This window comes from Acinetobacter sp. 12966 (genome assembly GCF_031196995.1).
GTDB lineage: Bacteria > Pseudomonadota > Gammaproteobacteria > Pseudomonadales > Moraxellaceae > Acinetobacter > Acinetobacter geminorum.
Map to the genome: position 1 here is coordinate 1 of NZ_JAVIMC010000098.1, position 22,752 is coordinate 22,752.

A 22,752-nucleotide genomic window follows, 5' to 3' on the forward strand; every position below is an offset into this window, starting at 1 on the left:
CACGATACTGTCTAGGATCAGCCTAATTCTCTTACTTAGAAAAAAGTCTAGACCAAAAGTTGAGTTGAATAAGAAAGCGTTTTGCAACTTTCTAACTATTGTCATTAGTAAAGCATCTGCATCACTTATTGGTTTAAATGAGGTTTCTGAACGGCCACTATCAATCATATTTTGAAGAATTTCAGAATAATCTGTATTTTCAACATGCCCTTCAATTTTCAAAAGATCCAGATATCTTTCAAAATCTTCACTAATTTCATCTATTGCCCATTTTTTAAAACTTTCAGTATCTACATGTATTCTTGATGCTGCAACTAAACGCTGCCCTTCATCCAGCAACATCCGATATCTAATCTTCATAATTTCTTGTTGATAAATTTCACTATATTTCTTATCAACTAATGTTAAATTTTCTAAAATCGTTATTCGTTCTTGGTTAACCCGTTCCGTACTACAGAGAATTCTTATTCTTGATAACTCTAGGTTACTAGGAATACAAACATTACTTAAAAAGTTAATTAACTCTTCATCTTTCTCAGAAATATTTGTTATTTCAGAAGGTAAGTTTACATTATAAATATTACATACTTGCTTTATACATCTTCTTGTATAAGTAGATAAATCATCATTGTTTAATAAAATTGAAGCAAAATGCAGTAAATTAACTTTTTTCAAAGGATTTTCAATTTCAATATAATGCTGTTCAGTAAATTCATTTAAAAGTATCTTTAGATAAGAGCTTCTCTCCTTGTATTCAGTTATTATACTTTTCTCCAAAATTAGCTTTAAAATATCATCAATATTATTATTTAAAAAATAATTATTTATTAGAACTTGCTCTTTAAAATTGTTAATTATAGAAGAATCACTTTTTATTGAATTTAAAATTTGGATAGATTCTAAATAATTCAACTTTTTAGATTGATTTATAGACTCTATTAAATTTGAAATATCAACAGCAGTCTTTTTATCATCCAGAGAAGTTTTATTATTCCAAACTCTATAAGATAATGATTCTGCATTAGTACTACACCCTTCTTCTACACCTAAAAAAGGGCTATTAAGAGAGATTTTTCGAATTTCATATTTATTACTAGGCCGTTCACCATACACTTGATCCAAAAAATTTTTTAGATCTTTTATTGATTTAATTAAATTGAAGTTAGTAGCTATTTTTATCAAATCATTATGGGTTTTACCTCTATTTCTGTTAGAGCTTAAAAAGATATAGAGATTTTTAATTAAAATATCTATAAAATCTTCTTCATTCTCATTCCCAATAAAACTTAAATAGATGAGAGACCAAACATCATTATAATATTTACTAGAAAGTAATTTATTTTTTTGTTCTAAATAATCCAACTTTCTTTCATTAAATATTTTATCTGCCAGCACTGTTTCTCTAAATTTAATTTCAAAAAAACTATTAGTTTTATTCTTTTTACTTTTTAAATTAGAAAGAATTTTTTCTAATCGACAATCTTCAATACCATCAAAATAAAACAAGCAATTATCAATCAAGTTAAAAAAGGTAGTTTTATTTTCATAAATACATTTTTGAAAAAAATTAATTAAAGTCTCATAAACATCTACAATAGAATTTGTTTGCTCTACCATAAAAATATCTGCAATATCCAAAATATCTTCTGGCCAAATATTTGCTAAGCGATATAATAAATAGTTTTGTGTCCATGGGCTTTTTTTATAATAGACATGATTGTTTAATCTTTCTTTTATATCATCTACATATTTTGAAAATATAGTTTTATCTTCATTCCTAACACTTGTGAAATACATTATAAATGAGAGAAGCCCCTGTTTATGCTTAGTTCGAATATAGTTAGAATATTTTTTTTGTGCTTGAAGTCCATTAAAATATTGCTCAACTGCTATCCTAAATTGTATTGTAGTGAATGAAGCCCCATATTTCAGATCAAATTCCTCTAAACCTTCCACTATATGAGAATAATTATTATTAAAAATATAATTTTCCAAATCAGAATTCAATTTTACAAAAGCATTAATTATATCTTTATTGTTTTTTATTAAAGAGGTTACCCACTCAATCTCTTCATGTAAAGACAGCTTCTCCATTTTTTATAGAGACCAGCCATATCACAGTAAGTAACGTTCGTAAAATTATTGTAATCTTTGATTTGTGATTTTACTTGAGTATAGGTCCAATTGATAAAGTAGTTTCTCTTACTTGCAGGCAGCACTAATCTTGCATTAAATAAAGTTTCGGAAATATTTCTTCTTAAACTTTCATTTAAAAGATCTACACTTTTTCCTTTATATGCTTTTGATGAATCTTTTCTAGTAGCAATATGCCCCCGAATTTTATTTTGAAATTTTAGGACTTTCTGATCTTCCATTGTTAATCTTTAATTAAGTTATAGTTCTCCAAATTATATGTAATTTTATGTAAATTACACAATAAATTTAACATTTAAATTCTTTCAAAAATGCTTTACATCAATAGAATTTAAAACAAGTTATATCATAAAAGCTTGAATAATATTTTTTTTGATTCAATACATATAAAAGTTCAACTCCTTTATAGCCTATATTTTCGATCTTAAAGTTTGTTTTTTGATTTTAGGCTTGAGTAAGATTAATATCTTTCCCTCCCCCAAAACCTCTCCAATACCACATCCCGTTCATCCAAACGATTAGAGCTTAAAACCTGTAGCATCAAGCCATCAATTAAGTTTAAAACCATGTTGGCATCGGGTTTGAGTTTGTTGGTTTCCAGACTAAAGACTAGATCAAAAATTTCTTTAAGTAGCCATTTTCTATATTCAATCGCCATGCGGTAAGCCCTTGGATAAAGCAGTTTTAATTCAAAAATGGCTTTAAACAAAAGATGGTAAAGACTATTCACATCGACATGTAAGCGGACAATTTCTTTGAGTTTATCGGCTGCGGTTGGGTAGCGGTGTGAATAGACAATTGCCAGCACTTCTTCTTTGAGTCGACTTTTTTGAAAGATTAGACACATTTCAACCAGCCGTTCTTTCGAGTGAAAGTAGTTATAAAACGTCGCTTTCGGTATTTTGGCTTCTTTGATAATCAGGTCTACGCCTGCACTATGAAATCCATGCGTGGTAAAGAGTTGGATGGCGGTTTGAATAACCTGTAATTTTTTGGAAGATCTTTCTAAAGTTGGCATCGTTTTACCGTTATAAATTCTTGTTGTTTCTAAATGAGATAAAAAGCCTGTGTCCTTTTTGGGAGAAAAAAAGGCACAGCAAAGCCGTAAGACGGTGCTTGGCACATCTCAAGTTTTGTTTTGCTAAGTTTTAAGTAAAAATGACTTAAAGCCTGAAAACCTTATGGCGTTCAAGCTGCTGTAAATTTTTAAGCTGTGTCGTTATAGCTTTTGGCACTGAGGGCCAAAAAATGATAGATGTGCATAGCCAACTCCTGATTTTGGGAGTTCTGCCAAAGCATTCATTTGGAATTATGGTGGCAGAACGAAAGAGGGTTGACAGACTGGCTTCGAGAACCCAGCACGCACAAAGGCGTCCCCCTTCCGTCCTACCGCTACAAAAAGGGAGACGAGTGGGTCTACATCAAAAAAACGAGTTTTTTCAATGTTCTCAAAGATCAGCCTGTCAAAGCCGGCTGGCAATGTGGCCAGCACGCAAAGCATAATCTGAGAGTTTAGAGGTGTCAATGTAGCTTTTATGCCAAGTATTTAAATTTCTTATTGTTTTTCATTAGATTAACTAAATTATTATTTTATATATTATATTTAATTGTATTTATATATTTTTTAAAAAGAGTCAAATGCAGTAAGCTAATACTTATAATTTTTTACTTTATGATTTTGATCATTTTTATAGAACTTTACGAGATCATAAATGATAAGACTATCTTCAAAGTCCATTTTAATATTAACAACTGGGTGTTTGTTAAATGGTTGTAGCCAAGGCCCTCTTCCATTAGAAGTTACGCTACATCAGGATTATGTATGTGCCTTTACCAATGACCCTAAAAAAACGAATTATTCTTTTGATAATAAATTTTTGATTTTTATAGGGAAAGTTGACTATACAAACGGCTTCAAAAGCACTTATGAGAAAGAATATTCCAATGCTCCTTTGCCAATAGAAGAAAAAGATTGTGTAAAAATTCCTCTAAAAGAGTTTGAAAAGAATGTAGCTTATGATATTACTTTGGATATATACAAAACTTTCGATACACGTATTTGTGTAGTAGAACATAACAATAAGCTAGAAATCCGAGAGCCTGAACCCGGTGAAACAACTTGTAAATAGGATTGCTCCTAGCCCCTCATTTCGCTATCTCAGAAACAACTAAACAAGTGAGATTAGACAATCTCGGTCTGCCCCACTTGGTGATAAGCACGGTTAAAATAAACCAAGCTTTGGTCATGTTGGCTTTGTTTAATCGCCACAATCGGACATATAAAAATCGTGTGTGTGCCGACTTGTTGAATTTGCTCAATCTCACAATCGAAACTTACCAAAGCATCGTCTAACACAGGTGAACCCGTTTCTAACTCAATCCATGCGCCATGTTTAAAGCGCTCTTCTGGTGTGAGTTTAGATGAAAATGCTTTTGAAATATGTTCGTGGTGCGCGCCTAACACGTTCACAGTTAAGATTTTGTTATCTAGGAAATGTGCATGTGAACTCGCAGATTGGTTCATACAGACCAATAATGTCGGAGGTGTGTCAGTCACACTACAAACAGCAGAGGCAGTAAATCCAAAACGGCCAGACATGCCTGCCGTAGTCACAACACTAACTGCACTTGTGAGTAAAGACATTGCATTTCTAAAGTCTGTTGCTTGAACCATGACATTATTCCTAAATTGAACCGTACCTTATCCTGTGTGTTTGCTATACCGCCCAACTCCATCAGGAAGGTACTATCGACATGCGATCTGATTAGAGCGACATGTAGTAAGTAAAATGAGGGTTACTTGTTTGATTATCAACCACCATCAAAAAAGTAACCCTTTATACCACTTATTGGTAAATATTAAGCAGTAAGATCATAACCAGTGAGTTCTCGGCGAACGATTTCTGCACCTGCACTTAAGGCATTTAGTTTGCCGCGTGCCACTTCACGAGAAAGAGGCGCCATACCGCAGTTTGTGCACGGGTAAAGCTTGTCTGAATCTACAAACTGAAGCGCTTTACGTAGTGTGTTGGCAACTTCTTCCGGTGTCTCAATCTGGTTTGTTGCAACATCAATCGCACCGACCATGACTTTTTTACCACGAATAAGTTCGAGTAAGTCGATTGGCACACGTGAGTTGTGACATTCTAACGAGATGATATCAATGTTAGAAGTTTGAAGTTTCGGGAAAGCTTCTTCGTATTGACGCCATTCAGAACCAAGAGTCTTTTTCCAGTCAGTGTTGGCTTTAATGCCGTAACCATAGCAAATGTGGACCGCAGTTTCACACTTAAGACCTTCAATTGCACGCTCTAAAGTCGCGATGCCCCAGTCATTTACTTCATCAAAGAATACGTTAAATGCAGGTTCGTCAAACTGAATAATGTCTACACCAGCAGCTTCTAACTCACGCGCTTCTTGGTTCAAGATTTTGGCAAATTCCCAAGCTAACTTTTCACGGCTCTTGTAGTGTCCATCGTAAAGCGTATCAATCATGGTCATTGGGCCAGGTAATGCCCACTTAATTGGCTGATTGGTTTGCTGACGTAAAAACTTCGCATCTTCAACAAACACAGGCTTTTGACGAGACACCGCCCCTACAACAGATGGCACGCTTGCATCGTAACGGTCACGAATACGAACTGTTTCGCGCTTCTCAAAATCTACGCCATTTAAGTGTTCAATAAACGTGGTCACAAAGTGTTGGCGGGTTTGTTCACCATCGCTCACAATGTCGATGCCAGCAAGTTGTTGTTCGTGTAACGCCAAACGTAACGCGTCTTTTTTACCTTCGGCTAAGCCTTCGTTTTCAAGTTTCCAAGGCGACCAAAGCTTTTCAGGTTCTGCAAGCCAAGACGGTTTTGGTAAGCTGCCAGCAGTTGAAGTTGGTAATAATTTTTTCATGATCAATGACCCGTATGTTGATTAATTAGGAGCGTAATTAGCAGACCACTGCTCAAGAATCGCTTGGTATGGTTTGATAAATTGCTCTTCAACAAACTTCCCCTGCTCAATAGCCAAACGGCTACGTTCTTCACGGTCATACACAATTCGAGTAAGTGAATAATCTTCGTGTTTCAAGCTTGGTTGATAAGATTTTCCAGCTACTGAATTTGCGTTGTAAATTTCAGGACGGTAAATCTTTTGGAATGTTTCCATCGTACTAATGGTACTAATCAACTCAAGGTTGGTGTAATCACTCAACAAATCGCCTGTAAAATAGAACGCTAACGGCGCAACGCTATTTGGCGGCATGAAGTAGCGAACTTTTAAGCCCATTTTTTGGAAATATTCATCAGTTAATGAATAGTCTTCTTGCTTGTATTCAACACCTAAAACTGGATGTTCGTTTTCAGTACGGTGGTACTCTTTAGTCGTCGAAACGCTTAAGCAAATCACAGGCGCCTTTTTAAAGTTGGCTTTGTAAGTTTCAGAGTTGATAAAACTCTTAAACAAGTTACCGTGCAATTCACCAAACTTTTCTGGCGTGCTAAAAGTCGACCTGTTTTTGTTGTGATCTAACAACAGCACACTAAAGTCATAGTCACGTACATAAGACGAGAAGTTGTTGCCCACAATACCTTCGATGCGTTCATTGGTTTTCTTATCAACAATATTGGTTTTCAATATTTCGATTAAAGGAAGCCCGCTGGTACGGTTTTCGGCATCAATGTTCATTTCAACTGAAATGATTTCAAGTTCAACGCCATAGCGGTCGCCTTTAGGGTTGTCCCAATGAGCTAAGGCATTGAAACGATTGTCGATCATCTGCAATGTATTGCGCAAATTCTCTTCGCGGCTCATCCCTCTCGCTAAGTTAGCAAAGTTGGTTGTAATACGTGTATTGTCTGCTGGACGATAGTTCTCATCGAAACAAATACTCTTAATCGTAAATGTAAATTCTTTACTCATTGTGATCAGTACCCTAATTTCTGAGATAAAACCTAAATAAAAACTTTTTGCTCTTTTTAAACTTTCCAGACTTGTCAGATTTGTGCCTTATGGTCTTATCAAAGTGAATTACTGGAGCGCTTCAGAGCATGAATAGATTTATACCGCAATCACAACATGAATAAAAATGATTTAGTCTCATTACAAACTGAGTGAAATTCATGTTTATGGTTTAATAAATAAGTAGGAAGTTAAATTTTTTTCATCTTCGGGAATTTTAGACAGCAGAAATTCAATATGCAGCGCTCACATGGCACCTTAATTATTTTAAATATTAACTATTATTTTCAGATACTTAATAGCAAAAATTTAAGTTAAAAAGAATCAATCTAAAGTAATGTGTGCTGACTCTCATTCATCTCTGCTTTGAGCCATTCTAAAAATATAGTTTTGCGTGAATCTTCCTCAAAAGCGCTATGAGAAAGTAAAAAATAGGCTGAATTATCTTGTACAACAGGTGAAATTTTTTTCAGTAAGTTCCACTCAAACTCTTTTTCAATCATATAAATTGAGATGACTGTTGCGCCAAGTCCCGCCAAACAGCCTTCTAAACATAGATAAAAATGTTCGAGTTCAACTTTGGTGTAGCCTTTTAAACTCTGCTTTAATTCAACAATGCGACTCATGCTTTTGAAAAAATTGGGTCTAGAGGTCGAAATGAGTACGTCGTTTGTTTCCGATGGCTTAGTTGCTTGAACTAGAGCGATATATTCATCGGCAATCTTTTCGCTATAAATATGTTCTTCCCAATCAAAGTCATTTCTGCGAATCGCGATATCAATATTATCTTTTTCAAAATCGACCACGCCGCCTGCTGTGAGTAGCACAACCTCAAAATCATGACCGAGCTTTTTAAATTTTGATAACCGAGGGATGAGCCATTTCATGGAAAGAGTCGGTTCACACGACAAAACCAGTTGTTTATTGTGAGTTTTAGGCTGGCTTAGCTGTATTAAACATTCATCGAGTTGACCAAACACCTGATGGCAACAACTTAATAAAATTTCACCCTGCTCGGTCATCACAAGTGTTTTGTTTTTTCGATCGAACAAAGTCATATTTAAAGCTTCTTCTAAATTATAAATCTGTTTACTAACCGCACTTTGCGTCACAAATAATTTCTTTGCAGCTAAAGTGACGCTGCCATACTTCGCCACAAAGTAGAAAAATTTTAATGAATTCAGCGATATTCTTTCAATCATTCCAAAAACTCATAAATGTGTAGTCGTTTTTATCGATTTTTATTTTTAGATTTCTGTTCAAAATAAAAATCATCTTGATTAAACCCCATTTTAGATGATGAAAAGCATATTGAATATCTATATCTATCTTCACAAATGTAAAGCCCTAATCTTTCTAACGAAGAGAATAACAGCTTTAAGTAAAACAGCTCTCCTCTCAAATACATTCCAAAAAGTACAGAGTATTCCCCTCGCTTTCAGTGAAGGTACAAGATAATGGCAGAGTTTATTGCGGTTATTCTCATTACGATTTTGGCGGTGGTTAGCCCCGGCGCTGACTTCGCGATCGTTACCAAAAATAGTTATCTGTACGGCAGAAAAATAGGTGTGTTCACTTCACTTGGAATATCGCTTGGCGTGTTGGTACATGTGACCTATACGCTAGTCGCCGTTGCCCTTGTGATGACTTATACGCCGCAAATTTTGAATATTGTTAAGTATATTGGCGCGCTTTACCTGATCTACATTGGCTATAAAACTTTTACTCAAAAACCTGTTTTAGACACTGCGGCTTTAACTTCTATAGGTACTTTGCAAGCCATAAAATACGGCTTTTTTACCAATGCCCTGAACCCTAAAACCACGCTATTTGTGATTAGCACCTATACGCAAATTGTGAGTTTAACCACGCCTAAAACCATACTTTTGGCTTATGGCTTTTTTATGTCATTTTCCCATTTTGTATGGTTTTCACTGGTGGCGGTGCTGTTTTCATCCATGCTACTGAGACAGCAAATGTTAGCCAAGCAAGTACAGATTAATAAGGTGATTGGTTCAATCTTATGTGTCTTAGGTGTAATTCTGCTTTTTACTAAGTTTCAGTAGAGGTACTTGATTGCTAAAGCGATAATAAATACAGAGCATCGCTTTAGCTTATTTTGGTCAATAAATTAAGACATTACATGACTTAACCATATAAGCGCTGATCTAAAATTCATATTTCGCCATCATCTCTATACGCTTATCTTTTCCTACTTGCTGGCTGACAGTGTTACGCTCACCATAAACATATTCAACCCCAAAAGTTAGTGGTTTATTGGGTTTAAACATCAGATTCGCCCAACTCTGTTGTAACTTTTTATTGGCATCTTTTGTTATTAGGTCTTTATCTTCATAGATCAATGCACCATGACCTATTGTGCCCCTTAGCTTTTCATTAAATTGATAAGTAAGACCCAATTGAAATGCGTCAAAATCAATTAATTCGACATCATCTCCGTTTTGGATATGACGGACATTATCTGAAGTTGCCAGTAATAATTTATTGTCTCCAGAAACATGCGAATAGTTGCTATTAAATAATAAGGATGGCGTGATTTTATAGCGAAGACCTAATGCAGCCCCCCATCCCGTTTTAGTTTCATCATTTTCATTGCGTAGACGGACTTCTTGGATCAAACCACGTGCAGTCATTACACCTTTGTCCGTGGCAAATTCATATTTCAATTTACTCGCCAATAAAGGCAGACGGTTCTCGTCATTGCCTTTTTCTAAGCTTAAGAAATAAGAGGTTGATGTATTGATTGGCCCTGAATAACGCACCATTGGATTACGATTGGTACCTCCACCTAATGCGGTATTTGAATCTAGCATTTCTGGTGCTGTTTCAGTTGAAAGAAAAGTAGACGTCGTTTGACCGATCAACCAACGATCATAATTTAAATAAACATGTCGCAGACGGGCATTGTCTTTATTTGTCCCACCACGAAAGTCTATTTCAATTTTCCCTTTTAACGTCTTTTCCCCTACAGCAGTATTAAAATCTAGACCAATACGAGAGGCATTTACGGTCGAATCCAAGCGATCTTCAGTCGATTTTTTATCAGGATCACCTTCTAGTAATACACCATTAATGCGGTTAAACATACCTTTCGCGCCTTCAAACTGATATGCAGCATCAGCACGAACAAAACCATACAAATTAACATCGGCACCTGATTTTGTTTGCCATTTGAATATAGCTTGAGTATTTTTTTCAGGCGGCGTGATAACACTTGCCGTAGGTACGTGTGGAACCTGTACGCTATTTGTAGGTATTGCTTGCTGAGCCTGAAGCATTTGTCGGAGTTCATTCACTTCTGCACGTAACTGTTCAAGTTCACTGCTCTGATTGGCATGGGTAAATGTAGTAATCGTGGTCAAGCTAACGATTAACACTGTCTTAGCTGAGTTAAATTTCATTTTGCATTCCTTTGTTTTATTTAAATAAAGCGTGCTGTTCATCCATTTACAAAAATTGTAGATATAATCCCCCCTTAAATAGCTTTTCAGCTCTTTAAAAATGTCTTAGTTACTTTTTAGATTTAAAAAACAATTGCAGACTGTATTGATAAAAAAAGCGTGTAGTGAGAATGACGAAAATTAATCTTGAGAGTTGAAAGGAAACGACGATGGGTACTGCGAGTCCGAGAGCTTTAGCCATCAGTGACATTTCTGCGATGCCTCCGGGTGAAAGCCCTAAAATCAAGATTTGTTTTTCTGTATGACTTAAATTTACCAGTAATAAAGCAACGCTGATCGATAACGCTAAAGCCAGTAAATTGAATATCAGTGTGATTCCAATAAATTTTTTATTTTTCCTTAAAAAGCTAAATGGAAATTTGCTACCTAATGACCAGCCAATACAGACTTGACCAAAGGCAGTAAACCACTCAGGCAATTTCATCTGAAGTATTCCGCAAAATGACAACAACCCAATAATGGCAAGTGGTCCCAAAATCCAAGCATTCAAAAGATTAAAAAATTGAAAAACCTGACCCACAAACAGAGCCAGACAAAACAGCAATACAACCTGAAAAAAGCTAAATTGATCCGACACTGGTATCTTTAAACCAGTCCATTCAACATGAAAATAAAGCTCCATAAAAATTGGAACCAGCACAACCAAAATCACAATTCTCAAACTATGGGCAGCAACGACTTTATCGACTTGAGCTTGATATCGTTCTGCAATATTCACCATTTCACTGGCGCTACCAATCGCAGAAGAAAACCATGCAGTTGCCCAATCCAAGGCATTAACTCGATATTGCAATCCAGCCAGCAACGTACCCAACACAAGTGACCATGCCAACCCAATTAGAATAAAGCCCCAATATGCCGCCACTGCCTGTACCAAGGCTGGTGTAAAGTATAAGCCTAAGGCCATACCAATAATGACCTGCCCTATGCGTCGCCAATGGGGATCACAAGCAAGTGGATGACCAACGCTACCGAACAATAAGGCCGTCAATAGAGGTCCAAGCAACCAAGGCAAGGGAATATGCAAATATTTGGCAATTAAAGCTCCGACAAGAGCAATTGCTAATCCTTTGAGATTTGAGCTTATTTTTTCCATAATTCTGAGCAATAATAGTCAACGAATGCTGACTATTATTGTTGTCCTATTAAGCTTGCTGTTTTTTGATAAACAAGTACTTACGAACGATTGGCAAGATCAATAATAATCCTGACATGATCCAAAGTCCTATACTAATGTTACTGCTCCATAAGACATTAAGTTCCCCTTGAGAAATTGAAAGTGCACGGCGCAGATTCGATTCCATTAATTCGCCAAGTACAAAACCTAAGATTAATGGAGCTAAGGGAAAATCAAATTTTCTGAGAATATATCCAAACACACCCAAGCCCATACATAACAGCAAGTCAAAGATATTGCTATGAATAGCATACACACCAACAAAACTTACACTTGCAATGATCGGGATCAAAATGTAATTAGGAATACTCAGCATGCGGGCAAAGAAGCCTACCAATGGCAAGTTCAATACCAATAGAATGATATTACCCACCATAAGCGATGCAATCAGTGACCACACCAATACAGGTTGCTGAACAAATAACTGTGGACCTGGTGCGATGTTGTACATAAGCAAGGCGCCCATCATGACCGCTGTCGTTCCCGAGCCCGGCACACCTAGTGTCAACATAGGTACAAATGAACCACAAGCCGCTGCGTTATTCGCACTTTCTGGTGCAGCAAGCCCACGTAAGTCACCTTTACCAAACTTGCTATTATCCTTTGCCATTTTACGTTCAGTGGTATAGGCCATCGCGCTTGCGACTGTTGCACCTGCTCCAGGAAGAATGCCCAAGAAGAAACCAATCACTGAACTGCGGATAATGGTAGCCAATGAACTGAATAGTTCTTTAAGATTAAACAAGGTACGTTTGCCTTGCTTCAATGCAACTTTACCAATTGTCGTACGTTCGAGCATTAATAGGATTTCACTTACACTAAATAGGCCAATAACCAAAGTAGTAAAAGCAATTCCGTCACTTAACCCCACACTGTTAAAGGTAAAGCGATATACACCTGTAATTGCATCCATTCCCACAGTTGAAAGTGCTAGGCCCATGAGTGCCATAATTAAGGTTTTAAAAGGCTGCGTACTGACCAGACCAGTTAAACACACAATTGCAAAGACCATCAGAGCAAAATATTCAGCGGGACCAAACGCAATTGCCCATTTCGCCAGTATAGGAGCAAACAAAACAATCCCAATAAAGGCGACAGTACTTCCAACAAAGGAACTGACCGATGACAAAGACAATGCAATCCCTGCCTTACCTTGCTGTGCCAATGGATAACCATCTAACGTGGTCATAATGGCCCCAGCATCTCCGGGGACGTTTAACAGAATCGCTGAAATACGTCCGCCATATTCACAGCCTAAATACACTGCTGCCAATAAAATCAAGGCACTATCTACGGGTAAACCCAAAGCGTAAGCAAACGGCAATAAAATTGCCACACCATTAATTGGACCTAAACCCGGTAATAAGCCAACAATTGTTCCAATAAATGCGCCAATCAAAGCAATTAAAAGATTCTGTGGTTGTAAAGCAACCTCAAACCCCATCATTAAAAAACTTAATACATCCATAGCGGGTCATCCTTAACCAAAAAATCCAAGTGGTAACGGCACATCCAAGAAACGGTCAAACATATAGTAGGTACTCATGCTCAGTACCAAACCTGTCACCAAAACCGGTATGGTTTTGCCATGGAAAAGTTTGCCCACTGCAATGGTCATCAACAGGGTTGCAACAATAAAGCCTAGCCATTCAAAAACTAATGCATATAGCGTTAAAGCCACCGCACATAACGCTAACTTAACGACTAGATGTTTTGTCCATCCCAATTCCACGGGCTCAAACATAATGGCCGGTCGAATAGTGAGATACGCTGCACTCGCTGTAATTAAGCCCATTAATAAAATAGGAAAAGCTTTAGGGCCCACTGGATCGTAGGAAATTGGGGCTTCAAAATTGCTCGCATAAATCAACAAAAATAACCCACAAACCGTAATAATGGCGGTAAGAATCCGTTCAGATTTCATCATCTATCCTCAGAAAAAAACTGAGCTGAAAAATAGCTTCTCAACCCAGCCGATTTGTTATTGTGATAATTTATATTCTTGCGATAACTGCCGCATTTCCGCGGTTTGTTTATAAACATAAGCAGTGAGTTCTTCACCTGTCAGCTGAAATGGGAGTAGATCCTGATTTTCACGGACTGCATCAAATTTCTGGTTAGCCATCATTTTATCGAAGGCATTTTTCCACCAACCATAAGCTTCATCACTGACCTTTGGTCCCATATAGAAACCACGAATCACCGGCCACTCAATGTCATAGCCTTGCTCTTTTGCAGTAGGTAATTTTGAGAACTTTCCGTCTAAACGCTTGTTAGCAAAAACTGCCAATACCCGAATATCACCAGACTCTAGGTATGAACTGATTTCACTAATATTGCCTACCCCAACTTGAATATGCTGCCCCAGTAATGAAGTCAGCACTTCCCCACCGCCTTCAAGTGCAACAAATCTTAAATCGGCAGGACTAATACCTGCTTTTTTTGCCAACATTGCTGTTTGCATCCAGTCTTGACCACCCACACTTCCGGCACCACCAAAGCTAAGTGCTTTTGGGTTTTCTCGGAGTGCTTTCATCAAGTCATCAAGGTTTTTCAATGGTGAGTCTTTATGTACCGAAACCAGACCATAATCGACGGCGACGCCAGACAACCATTTCACATCTTTTTCAGTGAAGTGTCCGAATTTTCCTTGTGCTAAGTTCAAGAGTGAACCAGTGGAAAATGCAACCACGGCATTATTATTCGCAGGATCACTGTTTACGATCTTATTATAGGCTACGGCACCTACCCCACCCGGCATATAGGTTACGCGTATTGGATCTTTGAGCTGGTCTGTTTGTTTAAAGCCAGATTGAATCAGTTTACAGGTCATATCAAACCCGCCACCCGGCTTAGCTGGGGCTATACATTCCGGACGTTTTGGCTGACCCGCCTCTTTAGAAGCATTTCCTGAACCACACCCAGCCATTGTCACACTGACGCATGTTAATGCGAGTAAAGTTAAATTTTTCATGTTACATACATCCTTATAACGTTTGCTCTATTCATATTTTGATTTTTACCAATCTCCATAATCGACCTCCTTGGCACAATCATGCTTATTGGTTTTTAGTTTTGGTCTTATGTTTGAAATGCGCTTTTCACAGCGAACTTCAGTAATGCAGCGTTACTATAAAAATTACGAATCAATCGACTGAAAGAAATAGCTAAGGAGAGGGAAAGTTAGGACAATCACCAGATCTATAATGAGAATTAAAACCTTTGCAGAAATATCTAAGAATGCTACGGTTAAATAATACTGATTAATAACAATAAGATAGTAAAAAATAATCCATTGTGTTGTCTTTTGCATATCCATGCTATGGGTAACGTTTAATGTTCAAATAAATAACCCTGTTTACCCAATCTTCCCTTCTGATCAAATGAGCGAAATACTCATATATTTTTCCAATAGTTATTGAATCAGTTAATCTTCTTCATAATTTGAAAATCCATCATATTTTTTAATGCATCATGCATTTAATGCTCTCCTTTTCTCATTTGAAAAGATTAAAGCACAGATCAAGAAAACATCGTGATACCAATAAATTAAAGGGGGCATTAGTAAAATTAAATAGGTTAAAACTCTAAGAAAAGAGAATGGGAGAGACTGAAAATTTAAGGGTAAATTTATCGTAATAATAAATAAAAGTTAGAGGAGAAATTTTAATATTAAAGTTGAAAAAGATCGTTTTTATTGTTTTTAGAATATCAAATTAAAGATCTTTTTTATGGATTGCTGTTAATATTAAAGCACATGATAGATTTCCCAATCCTTCATATCTGTACAAATTAAATCAAGGATGATGAGCGAACACATTTATTATGGAAATCAAACAAATAAAGTATTTTTTGACTGTGGTTGAAGCAGGTAGTATTGGTAAAGCTGCCCAAAAACTCGATGTGGGTGCTTCTGCTATTAGCCAGCAAATTAGTAAATTAGAACAAGAGCTAAGCATTCGCCTATTACAGCGTAATGCCTTTGGTGTAACCCCTACTCCAGCAGGTCTCGCCTTTTTAAAACATTCTCAACTTATTTTACGTCAAGTGAACTTCGCGGTAGATGCTGCTCATTCTGCACGACTATCTGGACATGTCAGCCTTGGCTTTCCACCGACCATTACTGCTTTGATTGGTATCCCTTTAATGAAACTAATGTCTGAACGTTACCCAGATATTCGTTTAGAGATTGTGGAAACGCTATCGGGTAATCTAATTCAATCCATTAACTCCCGTCAGCTCGATATCGCCATTATTTTTACCAATGAAATTGATAAACAGTGGTCGATTCAACCCTTGGTACGCGAGCAAATGTATTTAATGGCACGCAAGGAAGTGCTAGAAGAATATGGTCTTGCCGATTGCATCAAAAGTGGTGTGATTCAGTCTCAACAAATTGGAGACCTTCCTTTAGTACTACCACGTCAACGCCATAGCTTAAGAAAGTTGCTTGAGCACAAGATTGGTCAGCTTAATGTCGTCTATGAAATTGATGGCCTACACTTACTCATGGACAGTCTAATTCACCTCGACCTTGCCAGTGTCCGCCCAGGTAGCGCTTGTCTACAAGAGTACAAACATAAGCTTCAATTACTCAAGTTAATAGACCCTGAAGTTGAACGAATCAATTACTTGGTAAGCCTTGCCGAAGAAGAATTATCACCTGCCGCACTTGCCGCAAAGTCAGCCATTAAGGCTTGCGTGAAAGATTTGATTCAAAACCAGATTTGGCCATGTTCGGAAATTATTTTATAAAGAGTCATTAATTTTATTAAATACCTAATTAATTTTGCCCTCTCACTCCCTCCTGCTTTTTGAGATTACATTTTCGTCCGAATGATAAGTGGTTTGCTGCTTATCGAAATATAGATGTGTAGTTTGAACTGGAAACAAGGCATCACATTTTCTGCAAAGGACCTCGCTAAATCTCATCTCTAACCCATTTGCTCTTTAGATTTATTGATTGAATCAATTTAGGTCCAGCCTCGAAAATCGTGAATGTTTCCATTTTGTCAGGCCAAGGAGGTCTCCAATGGATGTCGTGAATAACCGTAGGGCTACTTTTAAAAAAATATTAAATGTAACAAGTGGCAACTTTTTAGAGCAGTACGACTTTTTTCTTTTTGGTTTCTATGCCACTTATATCGCGGCAAAATTTTTCCACTCTGAAAATGAATATGTCTCTTTAATGATGACATTTACCGTATTTGCTGCGGGTTTTCTGATGCGTCCTCTCGGCGCTATTTTCTTGGGCGCTTATGTCGACAGAGTTGGTCGACGTAAGGGTCTTATTGTTACTTTAAGTCTTATGGCCATCGGAACCATCTTAATTACCTTTGTACCAGGTTATGAAACCATAGGTATTATTGCCCCGATTTTGGTGGTGATTGGACGTCTATTACAAGGCTTCTCGGCAGGTGTTGAATCTGGCGGTGTTTCTATTTATCTAGCAGAAATTGCAACAGATAAAAATCGCGGATTTATCACAAGCTGGCAGTCTGGCAGCCAACAAGTTGCTGTTGTGTTTGCTGCATTACTTGGCTACTGGCTCAACACCATCTTAACTACGGCTCAAGTGGGTGAATGGGGCTGGCGTATTCCGTTCTTGATCGGTTGTTTGATTATTCCGTTAATCTTCTTGTTCCGTCGTACTTTAGAGGAAACTGAAGACTTTAAATCGCAAAAGACCCATCCTTCAACAAAAGAAATTTTTAGCACACTGGCGAGCAACTGGCGCATCGTCCTTGCAGGCATGATGATGAGTGCAATGACGACGACCACGTTCTACTTTATTACGGTTTACACCACAGTGTATGCAAAACGTAATTTAGAAATGTCAGTAACAGACAGCCTTTTAGCAACAGTGTTTGTTGGTTTGTCTAATTTCTTCTGGTTACCAATGGGTGGTTTGCTTTCAGACAAAATTGGTCGCCGTCCAGTTCTAGTCGGTATTACCACACTTGCTCTCTTTACAAGTTATCCAGTTTTAAATTGGTTAGTGAGCAACATTAGCTTCTCAAACCTTCTAATTACGCTTGCTTACTTCTCGTTCTTCTTTGGTATGTACAACGGAACCATGGTCGCAACGCTTGCAGAAGTGATGCCGAAACGTGTGCGTACAGTTGGTTTTTCTTTAGCCTTCAGCCTTGCAGCCGCTATTTTTGGTGGTATGACCCCAATGGCTTGTACCTTCCTTGTCGAAAACACAGGCAACCCAAGTACCCCTGCTTTCTGGCTCATGCTTGCTGCGGTCTGTAGCCTCATCTCAAGCTTGTATCTATGCCGGGGTTCTAAACAGAAAAATACTGACGCGATTGCTGAACCTGCAAAAATTAGCGCTTAAAACAACTACTACTTAACCTGAAATTTTAATGAACAGTACGGCAGATCTTAAATCTCCGTACTGTGTTCTCCTGTCATTAAAGCGAGATACTATGAAAAAGTCCCCTATCTTCATGACCATTTGCCTAGCTAGTGCTGGCTTAGGCTCAACTCTTGCTAACGCAGATACTATAGAAGTAATTAGCTCAGGTGGTTTTTATTCATCTATGGAAAAGCTCATTCCATTATTTGAAAAACAAACAGGCCATACCGTGCATCTCTCGTCTGGTTCATCAATGGGTGCATCACCGACTGCAATTCCAAATCGACTCGATCGTGGTGAACGTTTTGATGTGGTGGTCTTGGCTGCTCCTGAACTCAACAAGCTCGCAGAAAAGGGTTATGTAGACCCAAATTCACAAAGTGCATTAGTGAATTCAAGCATTGGTATGGCTGTGCCTAAAGGTGCACCAAAACCAGATATTAGCTCTGCGGCAAAATTTGAAAAAGTTTTATTAAATGCCAAGCACATCGGCTATTCAGCAAGTGCGAGCGGTACGCATCTTGAAAAAGATGTTTTCCCAAGCTTCCCGCCTGTCAAGTACAAAGTAATTTCGAGTAAGGCAGAAAAAGTAGTTGGTGATCGCGTTGCAAAACGTATCGCCGAAGGCCAGTTTGATATTGGTTTCCAGCAAATTAGTGAAATCAAACCTTTTACAGGCAAATATGGTCAAGTTGAATTAGTCGGCCCAATCCCTGCACCTTATCAAAAAGTGACGGTATTTGCGGCAGGCATTGGTAAAAACTCGGAACATGCAAAAGTCGCAAAAGAGTTAATTAAATTTGTGAAATCGCCACAAGCAACACAAATTATTGAAGAACAGGGTCTTGAGCAGGTTAAAGAATAAAAGCTCTAAAAGGCAACATCTTGAGGTGATGTTGCCTTTACTCTATTGCCAGTTTACTCAAAGCAATAGAGTAAAAACTATAGCGACAAACCAGTGTAGAATTAATCCATAAAGGTTAATGTAGTATTTGCCGTGGAACTGAAACAATTAAAGTATTTTATTGCAGTGATCGAGTCAGGAAGCTTGGGTAAAGCTGCAAAAAATCTCGATATTGGAACTTCTGCATTAAGCCAGCAAATCTCAAAATTAGAAAGTGAACTTTCCATTCGCCTTTTACAACGTACCGCTTTGGGTACGGTTCCCACCCCTGCGGGCTTAGCTTTTTTTCAACAAGTGCAACTGGCACTTAGACACCTAGACCATGCTGTAGACTCTGCGCATTCTTCGCGTTTAAGTGGTCACGTCACCGTCGGTTTTTCGCCGAGTGTTGCAGCAGTTATTGGCACACACTTTTTAAAACTGATGAGAAACCGTTACCCCGACATTAAAGTCCGTTTAATTGAAGGTTTATCAGGTGATCTCAAAGCCTTGGTGAATGCAAGGCAGCTCGATGTTGCCATCATCTTTAGTGATGATGTTGACCCACAGTGGGCTATACAGCCTTTAGTCAAAGAACAGATGTTTTTAATCTCGCCTAAAGAAGTGCTGAGTCAGTACGATCTTGAAAACTGTATCGACACTCAGACCATTAATCATTCACAGCTTAAAGAACTCCCTCTGATTTTACCGAGTCAACGACATGGACTGCGCTTGTTGCTCGAACAGCAAATTCATCAGCTTAAAGTGGCATATGAAATTGATGGGCTGCATTTGTTAATGGAAAGCATTAGCCAACTCGAAATGGCAACCATCCAACCTGCGGGTGCATCGTTAAACTCGCGGCAAGACCTATGTTTGCTACGCGTTGTAGAACCTGCCATTGAACGTATTAACTATTTAATTAGTCTCTCTGAAGAAGAACTCTCGCCTGCCACCTTAGCCACGAAGGTGGTGATTCGTGCCTGTGTAGCAAACTTGATTAACGAAAAGCGCTGGCCCGGTGCGGAGCTCATAAACACTTAAGCCATTAGTGTTTATTTTTACTAAACACCTATTCAAGCCTAGCCTCTCACTTCGCCTTCCCTTTTAAAGCTACATTAGCCCTAGCTGAGAAAGGGAGAAATCCATGCATGATGTGATTGTAATTGGTGGTGGGAATGCCGCACTGTGTGCCGCGCTCACGGCAAAAGAAAGCGGTGCTTCTGTGCTTGTCATAGAAGCAGCACCTAAAGAATGGCGTGGTGGTAACTCACAACATACTCGTAACCTTCGCTGCATGCATGATGCTCCTCAAGATGTATTGGTTGATGCCTACCCCGAAGAAGAATATTGGCAAGACCTACTTAAAGTGACTGCGGGCAAAACCAATGAGCACTTAGCCCGTCTGGTCATTCGTAGCACGGCGACCTGCCGCGACTGGATGCGTAAACATGGTGTGAATTTTCAGCCGCCGTTATCGGGTGCTTTGCATGTTGCACGTACTAATGCTTTTTTTATGGGTGGTGGTAAAGCCCTCATTAATGCGTACTACCGTAGTGCCCAAGGACTTGGTATCGAAATTTTATACAACACAAAAATTAAAGATCTAAAGTTAAATCAAGGACATTTTGAAGCTGCAATTGCTGAAGATGGCCGTGTATTTAAAGCAAAAAGCTGTGTATTGGCCGCAGGTGGTTTTGAGTCAAATCTTGAATGGTTAAGAGAAGCATGGGGACAAAATGAAAACGGCGAATGGCCTGCCGATAATTTCATTATTCGTGGTACCCGCTTTAATCAAGGCAACTTGCTTAAATTTATGATAGATCAAGGCGCCGATATTATTGGTGATCCATCACAATCGCACTGTGTCGCCGTAGATGCACGCGCACCCTTATATGACGGTGGTATTTGTACTCGTATTGACTGCGTTTCCTTGGGAATTGTGGTCAATAACAAAGCTGAACGTTTTTATGATGAAGGCGAAGACTTCTGGCCAAAACGTTATGCGATTTGGGGCCGTCTTGTTGCCAAACAGCCACAGCAAATTGCTTATTCGATTATTGATTCAAAAGCCATTGGTCGCTTTATGCCACCTGTATTTGCTGGCGTAAAAGCAAATAGCATTCAAGAGTTAGCCGAAAAAATCGGGCTAGATGTCAAAACCTTATGCCATACCGTAGAAGAGTTTAATCAAGCCTGTGTGCAAGGCACCTTTAACCATACCGTTTTAGATGACTGCACCACCGAAAATATTGTTCCCAACAAAACCCATTGGGCTGTTCCTCTCGACCAGCCACCCTTCTATGCCTATGCGCTTAAACCCGGCATTACCTTTACCTATTTAGGTTTAAAAGTCGAAGATGAGGCTGCTGTACGTTTTAACAATAAGCCAAGCCGCAACCTGTTTGTCGCAGGTGAAATGATGGCAGGTAACGTACTTGGTCAGGGTTATACCGCGGGCGTTGGTATGTCGATCGGAACGACATTTGGGCGAATTGCCGGAAAAAATGCCGCCCGCTATGCACTTTCACAAGGAGTTGAACATGAATGCTAATAGCAAAGCCCTAATTCCAGTTGTTCAGCTCTCAGACCACGAGCAAGAAGTCCAAAGAGCCCTACAGATTTGTAATGCTTGTCGCTACTGTGAGTCATTTTGCGCTGTTTTTGCGGCGATGACTAAGCGTCTTGAGTTTAACCAAGCCGATATTCATTACTTAGCAAACCTATGTCATAACTGTGGGGCTTGTTTACACGCTTGCCAATATGCTCCACCGCATGAGTTTGGCGTAAACATTCCTAAAGCGATGGCACAAATACGTTTAGAGACTTACCAAGAATTTGCGACTCCTCAGCCTTTAGGTCGACTTTATAAATCTGTGGGTATTCCTTTTGTCTCGGCTTTAACACTTATTTTCTTTTTTTGCATGTTAGCCGTAGTGTGGTGGAAAGGCACTGACTTATTTGCAGGTTACCAAGGTAATTTCTATGCGATTTTCCCGCATAACTTTTTAGCACTATTGTTTGGAACGACCTTTACAGTTGCGATTGTTTTGCTCGGCATTGGAATTAGCAAATTCTGGCGACAAACTTCTAAAGTCATTCATGGCAAAGTTGAGAAACCCGATCTGGTTCAAGCTACCCAAAATGTATTAACGCTTAAATATTTAGATGGCGGTCATGGTAAAGGCTGTAATGAGCAAGATGACCGTTACACACAAATCCGCCGAGTGTTCCATCACCTGACGTTTTATGGCTTTATGCTCTGCTTTGCAGCTACAGGTGTAGCGACTTTATATCATTATTTTCTTGACCTACATGCGCCTTATCCTTACCTAAGCTTGCCTGTAATTTTAGGAACTTTGGGTGGAATTGGCTTAGTGATTGGACCATCCGGCTTGCTCTATTTAAATCTTAAACGCCATCCGTTGCATGGTGACCGTGAGCAAAAACCTGTAGATCGAGGCTTTATCTTCCTTCTGCTTATCGTTAGCGCTTCAGGGTTAGCACTCATGGCATTTCGCAATACCCCTTACATGGCACTTTTACTGATTTTCCATTTAGCCACAGTCATGACCTTCTTTATTACCATGCCATTTGGAAAGTTCGCACATGGTTTTTACCGCAGTGCTTCTTTACTCAAATTTGCCATCGAAGAACGTATTTCTAAGAAGTCATAATTTCATTCAAAAGTATTCACTATCTTGGCATAGTGAATACTTTTATTATTTTTAAGCTCAAAACA

The 22,752-nt window shown here is 38.4% G+C and carries 19 protein-coding genes and 1 pseudogene; 8 read left to right on the top strand and 12 right to left on the bottom strand.

What is annotated here, in order from left to right:
• From RFW85_RS15460 to RFW85_RS15470, 3 genes are all read right to left on the bottom strand, one after another.
• The coding region (locus RFW85_RS15460; RefSeq protein ID WP_309171659.1) for a hypothetical protein at window positions 1-2,094 on the bottom strand (2,094 nt) is incomplete at its 3' end.
• Window positions 2,055-2,375 carry a hypothetical protein gene (locus RFW85_RS15465; RefSeq protein ID WP_309171660.1) on the bottom strand — a complete coding sequence of 107 codons (321 nt, stop codon included), beginning with the start codon at window positions 2,373-2,375 and terminating at the stop codon, window positions 2,055-2,057. The genes RFW85_RS15460 and RFW85_RS15465, both read right to left, overlap by 40 nt.
• Before the next feature lie 239 nt (window positions 2,376-2,614).
• Window positions 2,615-3,172, bottom strand: a complete 558-nt coding sequence (locus RFW85_RS15470; RefSeq protein WP_309171661.1) for a TetR/AcrR family transcriptional regulator — start codon at window positions 3,170-3,172, stop codon at window positions 2,615-2,617.
• 694 nt (window positions 3,173-3,866) lie between these two features.
• On the opposite strand from RFW85_RS15470, the gene RFW85_RS20070 reads away from it, so the two are divergent.
• Complete coding sequence (locus RFW85_RS20070; protein WP_375143866.1) at window positions 3,867-4,283, top strand: NF045616 family extracytoplasmic (lipo)protein; 417 nt, start codon at window positions 3,867-3,869, stop codon at window positions 4,281-4,283.
• A gap of 53 nt (window positions 4,284-4,336) precedes the next feature.
• On the opposite strand, the gene RFW85_RS15480 is transcribed toward RFW85_RS20070, so the two are convergent.
• The 4 genes from RFW85_RS15480 to RFW85_RS15495 form a co-directional block, all read right to left on the bottom strand.
• Entirely contained in the window at window positions 4,337-4,828 is a 492-nt protein-coding gene (locus RFW85_RS15480) for a flavin reductase (RefSeq protein ID WP_000249487.1), read from the bottom strand.
• A gap of 185 nt (window positions 4,829-5,013) precedes the next feature.
• Complete coding sequence (locus RFW85_RS15485; protein WP_309171662.1) at window positions 5,014-6,057, bottom strand: methionine synthase; 1,044 nt, start codon at window positions 6,055-6,057, stop codon at window positions 5,014-5,016.
• Between the two features lie 21 nt (window positions 6,058-6,078).
• The gene (locus RFW85_RS15490) at window positions 6,079-7,065 is read right to left on the bottom strand and encodes a DUF1852 domain-containing protein (protein ID WP_309171663.1); all 987 of its coding nucleotides are present in this window, start codon (window positions 7,063-7,065) and stop codon (window positions 6,079-6,081) included.
• Between the two features lie 368 nt (window positions 7,066-7,433).
• A complete protein-coding gene (locus RFW85_RS15495) occupies window positions 7,434-8,306 on the bottom strand; it encodes a LysR family transcriptional regulator (protein WP_309171664.1) in 873 nt (290 codons plus the stop codon).
• 255 nt (window positions 8,307-8,561) lie between these two features.
• On the opposite strand from RFW85_RS15495, the gene RFW85_RS15500 reads away from it, so the two are divergent.
• The gene (locus RFW85_RS15500) at window positions 8,562-9,170 is read left to right on the top strand and encodes a LysE family translocator (protein ID WP_309171665.1); all 609 of its coding nucleotides are present in this window, start codon (window positions 8,562-8,564) and stop codon (window positions 9,168-9,170) included.
• A gap of 102 nt (window positions 9,171-9,272) precedes the next feature.
• On the opposite strand, the gene RFW85_RS15505 is transcribed toward RFW85_RS15500, so the two are convergent.
• The 5 genes and pseudogenes from RFW85_RS15505 to RFW85_RS15525 form a co-directional block, all read right to left on the bottom strand.
• The gene (locus tag RFW85_RS15505; RefSeq protein WP_309171666.1) at window positions 9,273-10,526 is read right to left on the bottom strand and encodes a DcaP family trimeric outer membrane transporter; all 1,254 of its coding nucleotides are present in this window, start codon (window positions 10,524-10,526) and stop codon (window positions 9,273-9,275) included.
• Window positions 10,527-10,635: 109 nt separating this feature from the next.
• A complete protein-coding gene (locus tag RFW85_RS15510; protein WP_170248438.1) occupies window positions 10,636-11,682 on the bottom strand; it encodes an AbrB family transcriptional regulator in 1,047 nt (348 codons plus the stop codon).
• Window positions 11,683-11,731: 49 nt separating this feature from the next.
• Window positions 11,732-13,231: a tripartite tricarboxylate transporter permease gene (locus RFW85_RS15515; protein ID WP_170248439.1), complete on the bottom strand. Its 1,500-nt coding sequence runs from the start codon at window positions 13,229-13,231 to the stop codon at window positions 11,732-11,734.
• Between the two features lie 12 nt (window positions 13,232-13,243).
• Window positions 13,244-13,690, bottom strand: a complete 447-nt coding sequence (locus tag RFW85_RS15520) for a tripartite tricarboxylate transporter TctB family protein (protein WP_005803309.1) — start codon at window positions 13,688-13,690, stop codon at window positions 13,244-13,246.
• 54 nt (window positions 13,691-13,744) lie between these two features.
• Window positions 13,745-14,796: pseudogene (locus RFW85_RS15525) on the bottom strand (Bug family tripartite tricarboxylate transporter substrate binding protein).
• Between the two features lie 792 nt (window positions 14,797-15,588).
• Here RFW85_RS15525 and RFW85_RS15530 point away from each other — a divergent pair.
• From RFW85_RS15530 to tcuB, 6 genes are all read left to right on the top strand, one after another.
• Entirely contained in the window at window positions 15,589-16,518 is a 930-nt protein-coding gene (locus tag RFW85_RS15530) for a LysR family transcriptional regulator (protein ID WP_170248441.1), read from the top strand.
• Window positions 16,519-16,795: 277 nt separating this feature from the next.
• On the top strand, window positions 16,796-18,106 hold the full coding sequence (locus RFW85_RS15535) for an MFS transporter (RefSeq protein ID WP_170248442.1): 1,311 nt from the start codon (window positions 16,796-16,798) through the stop codon (window positions 18,104-18,106).
• 91 nt (window positions 18,107-18,197) lie between these two features.
• Complete coding sequence (locus RFW85_RS15540; protein WP_216076531.1) at window positions 18,198-18,992, top strand: substrate-binding domain-containing protein; 795 nt, start codon at window positions 18,198-18,200, stop codon at window positions 18,990-18,992.
• 132 nt (window positions 18,993-19,124) lie between these two features.
• Window positions 19,125-20,054, top strand: a complete 930-nt coding sequence (locus RFW85_RS15545) for a LysR substrate-binding domain-containing protein (RefSeq protein WP_170248443.1) — start codon at window positions 19,125-19,127, stop codon at window positions 20,052-20,054.
• A gap of 103 nt (window positions 20,055-20,157) precedes the next feature.
• A complete protein-coding gene (tcuA, locus tag RFW85_RS15550; RefSeq protein ID WP_309171667.1) occupies window positions 20,158-21,564 on the top strand; it encodes an FAD-dependent tricarballylate dehydrogenase TcuA in 1,407 nt (468 codons plus the stop codon).
• On the top strand, window positions 21,554-22,687 hold the full coding sequence (gene tcuB / locus RFW85_RS15555) for a tricarballylate utilization 4Fe-4S protein TcuB (protein WP_170248445.1): 1,134 nt from the start codon (window positions 21,554-21,556) through the stop codon (window positions 22,685-22,687). The genes tcuA and tcuB overlap by 11 nt, the downstream gene beginning before the upstream one ends.
• Window positions 22,688-22,752: the final 65 nt, after the last annotated feature.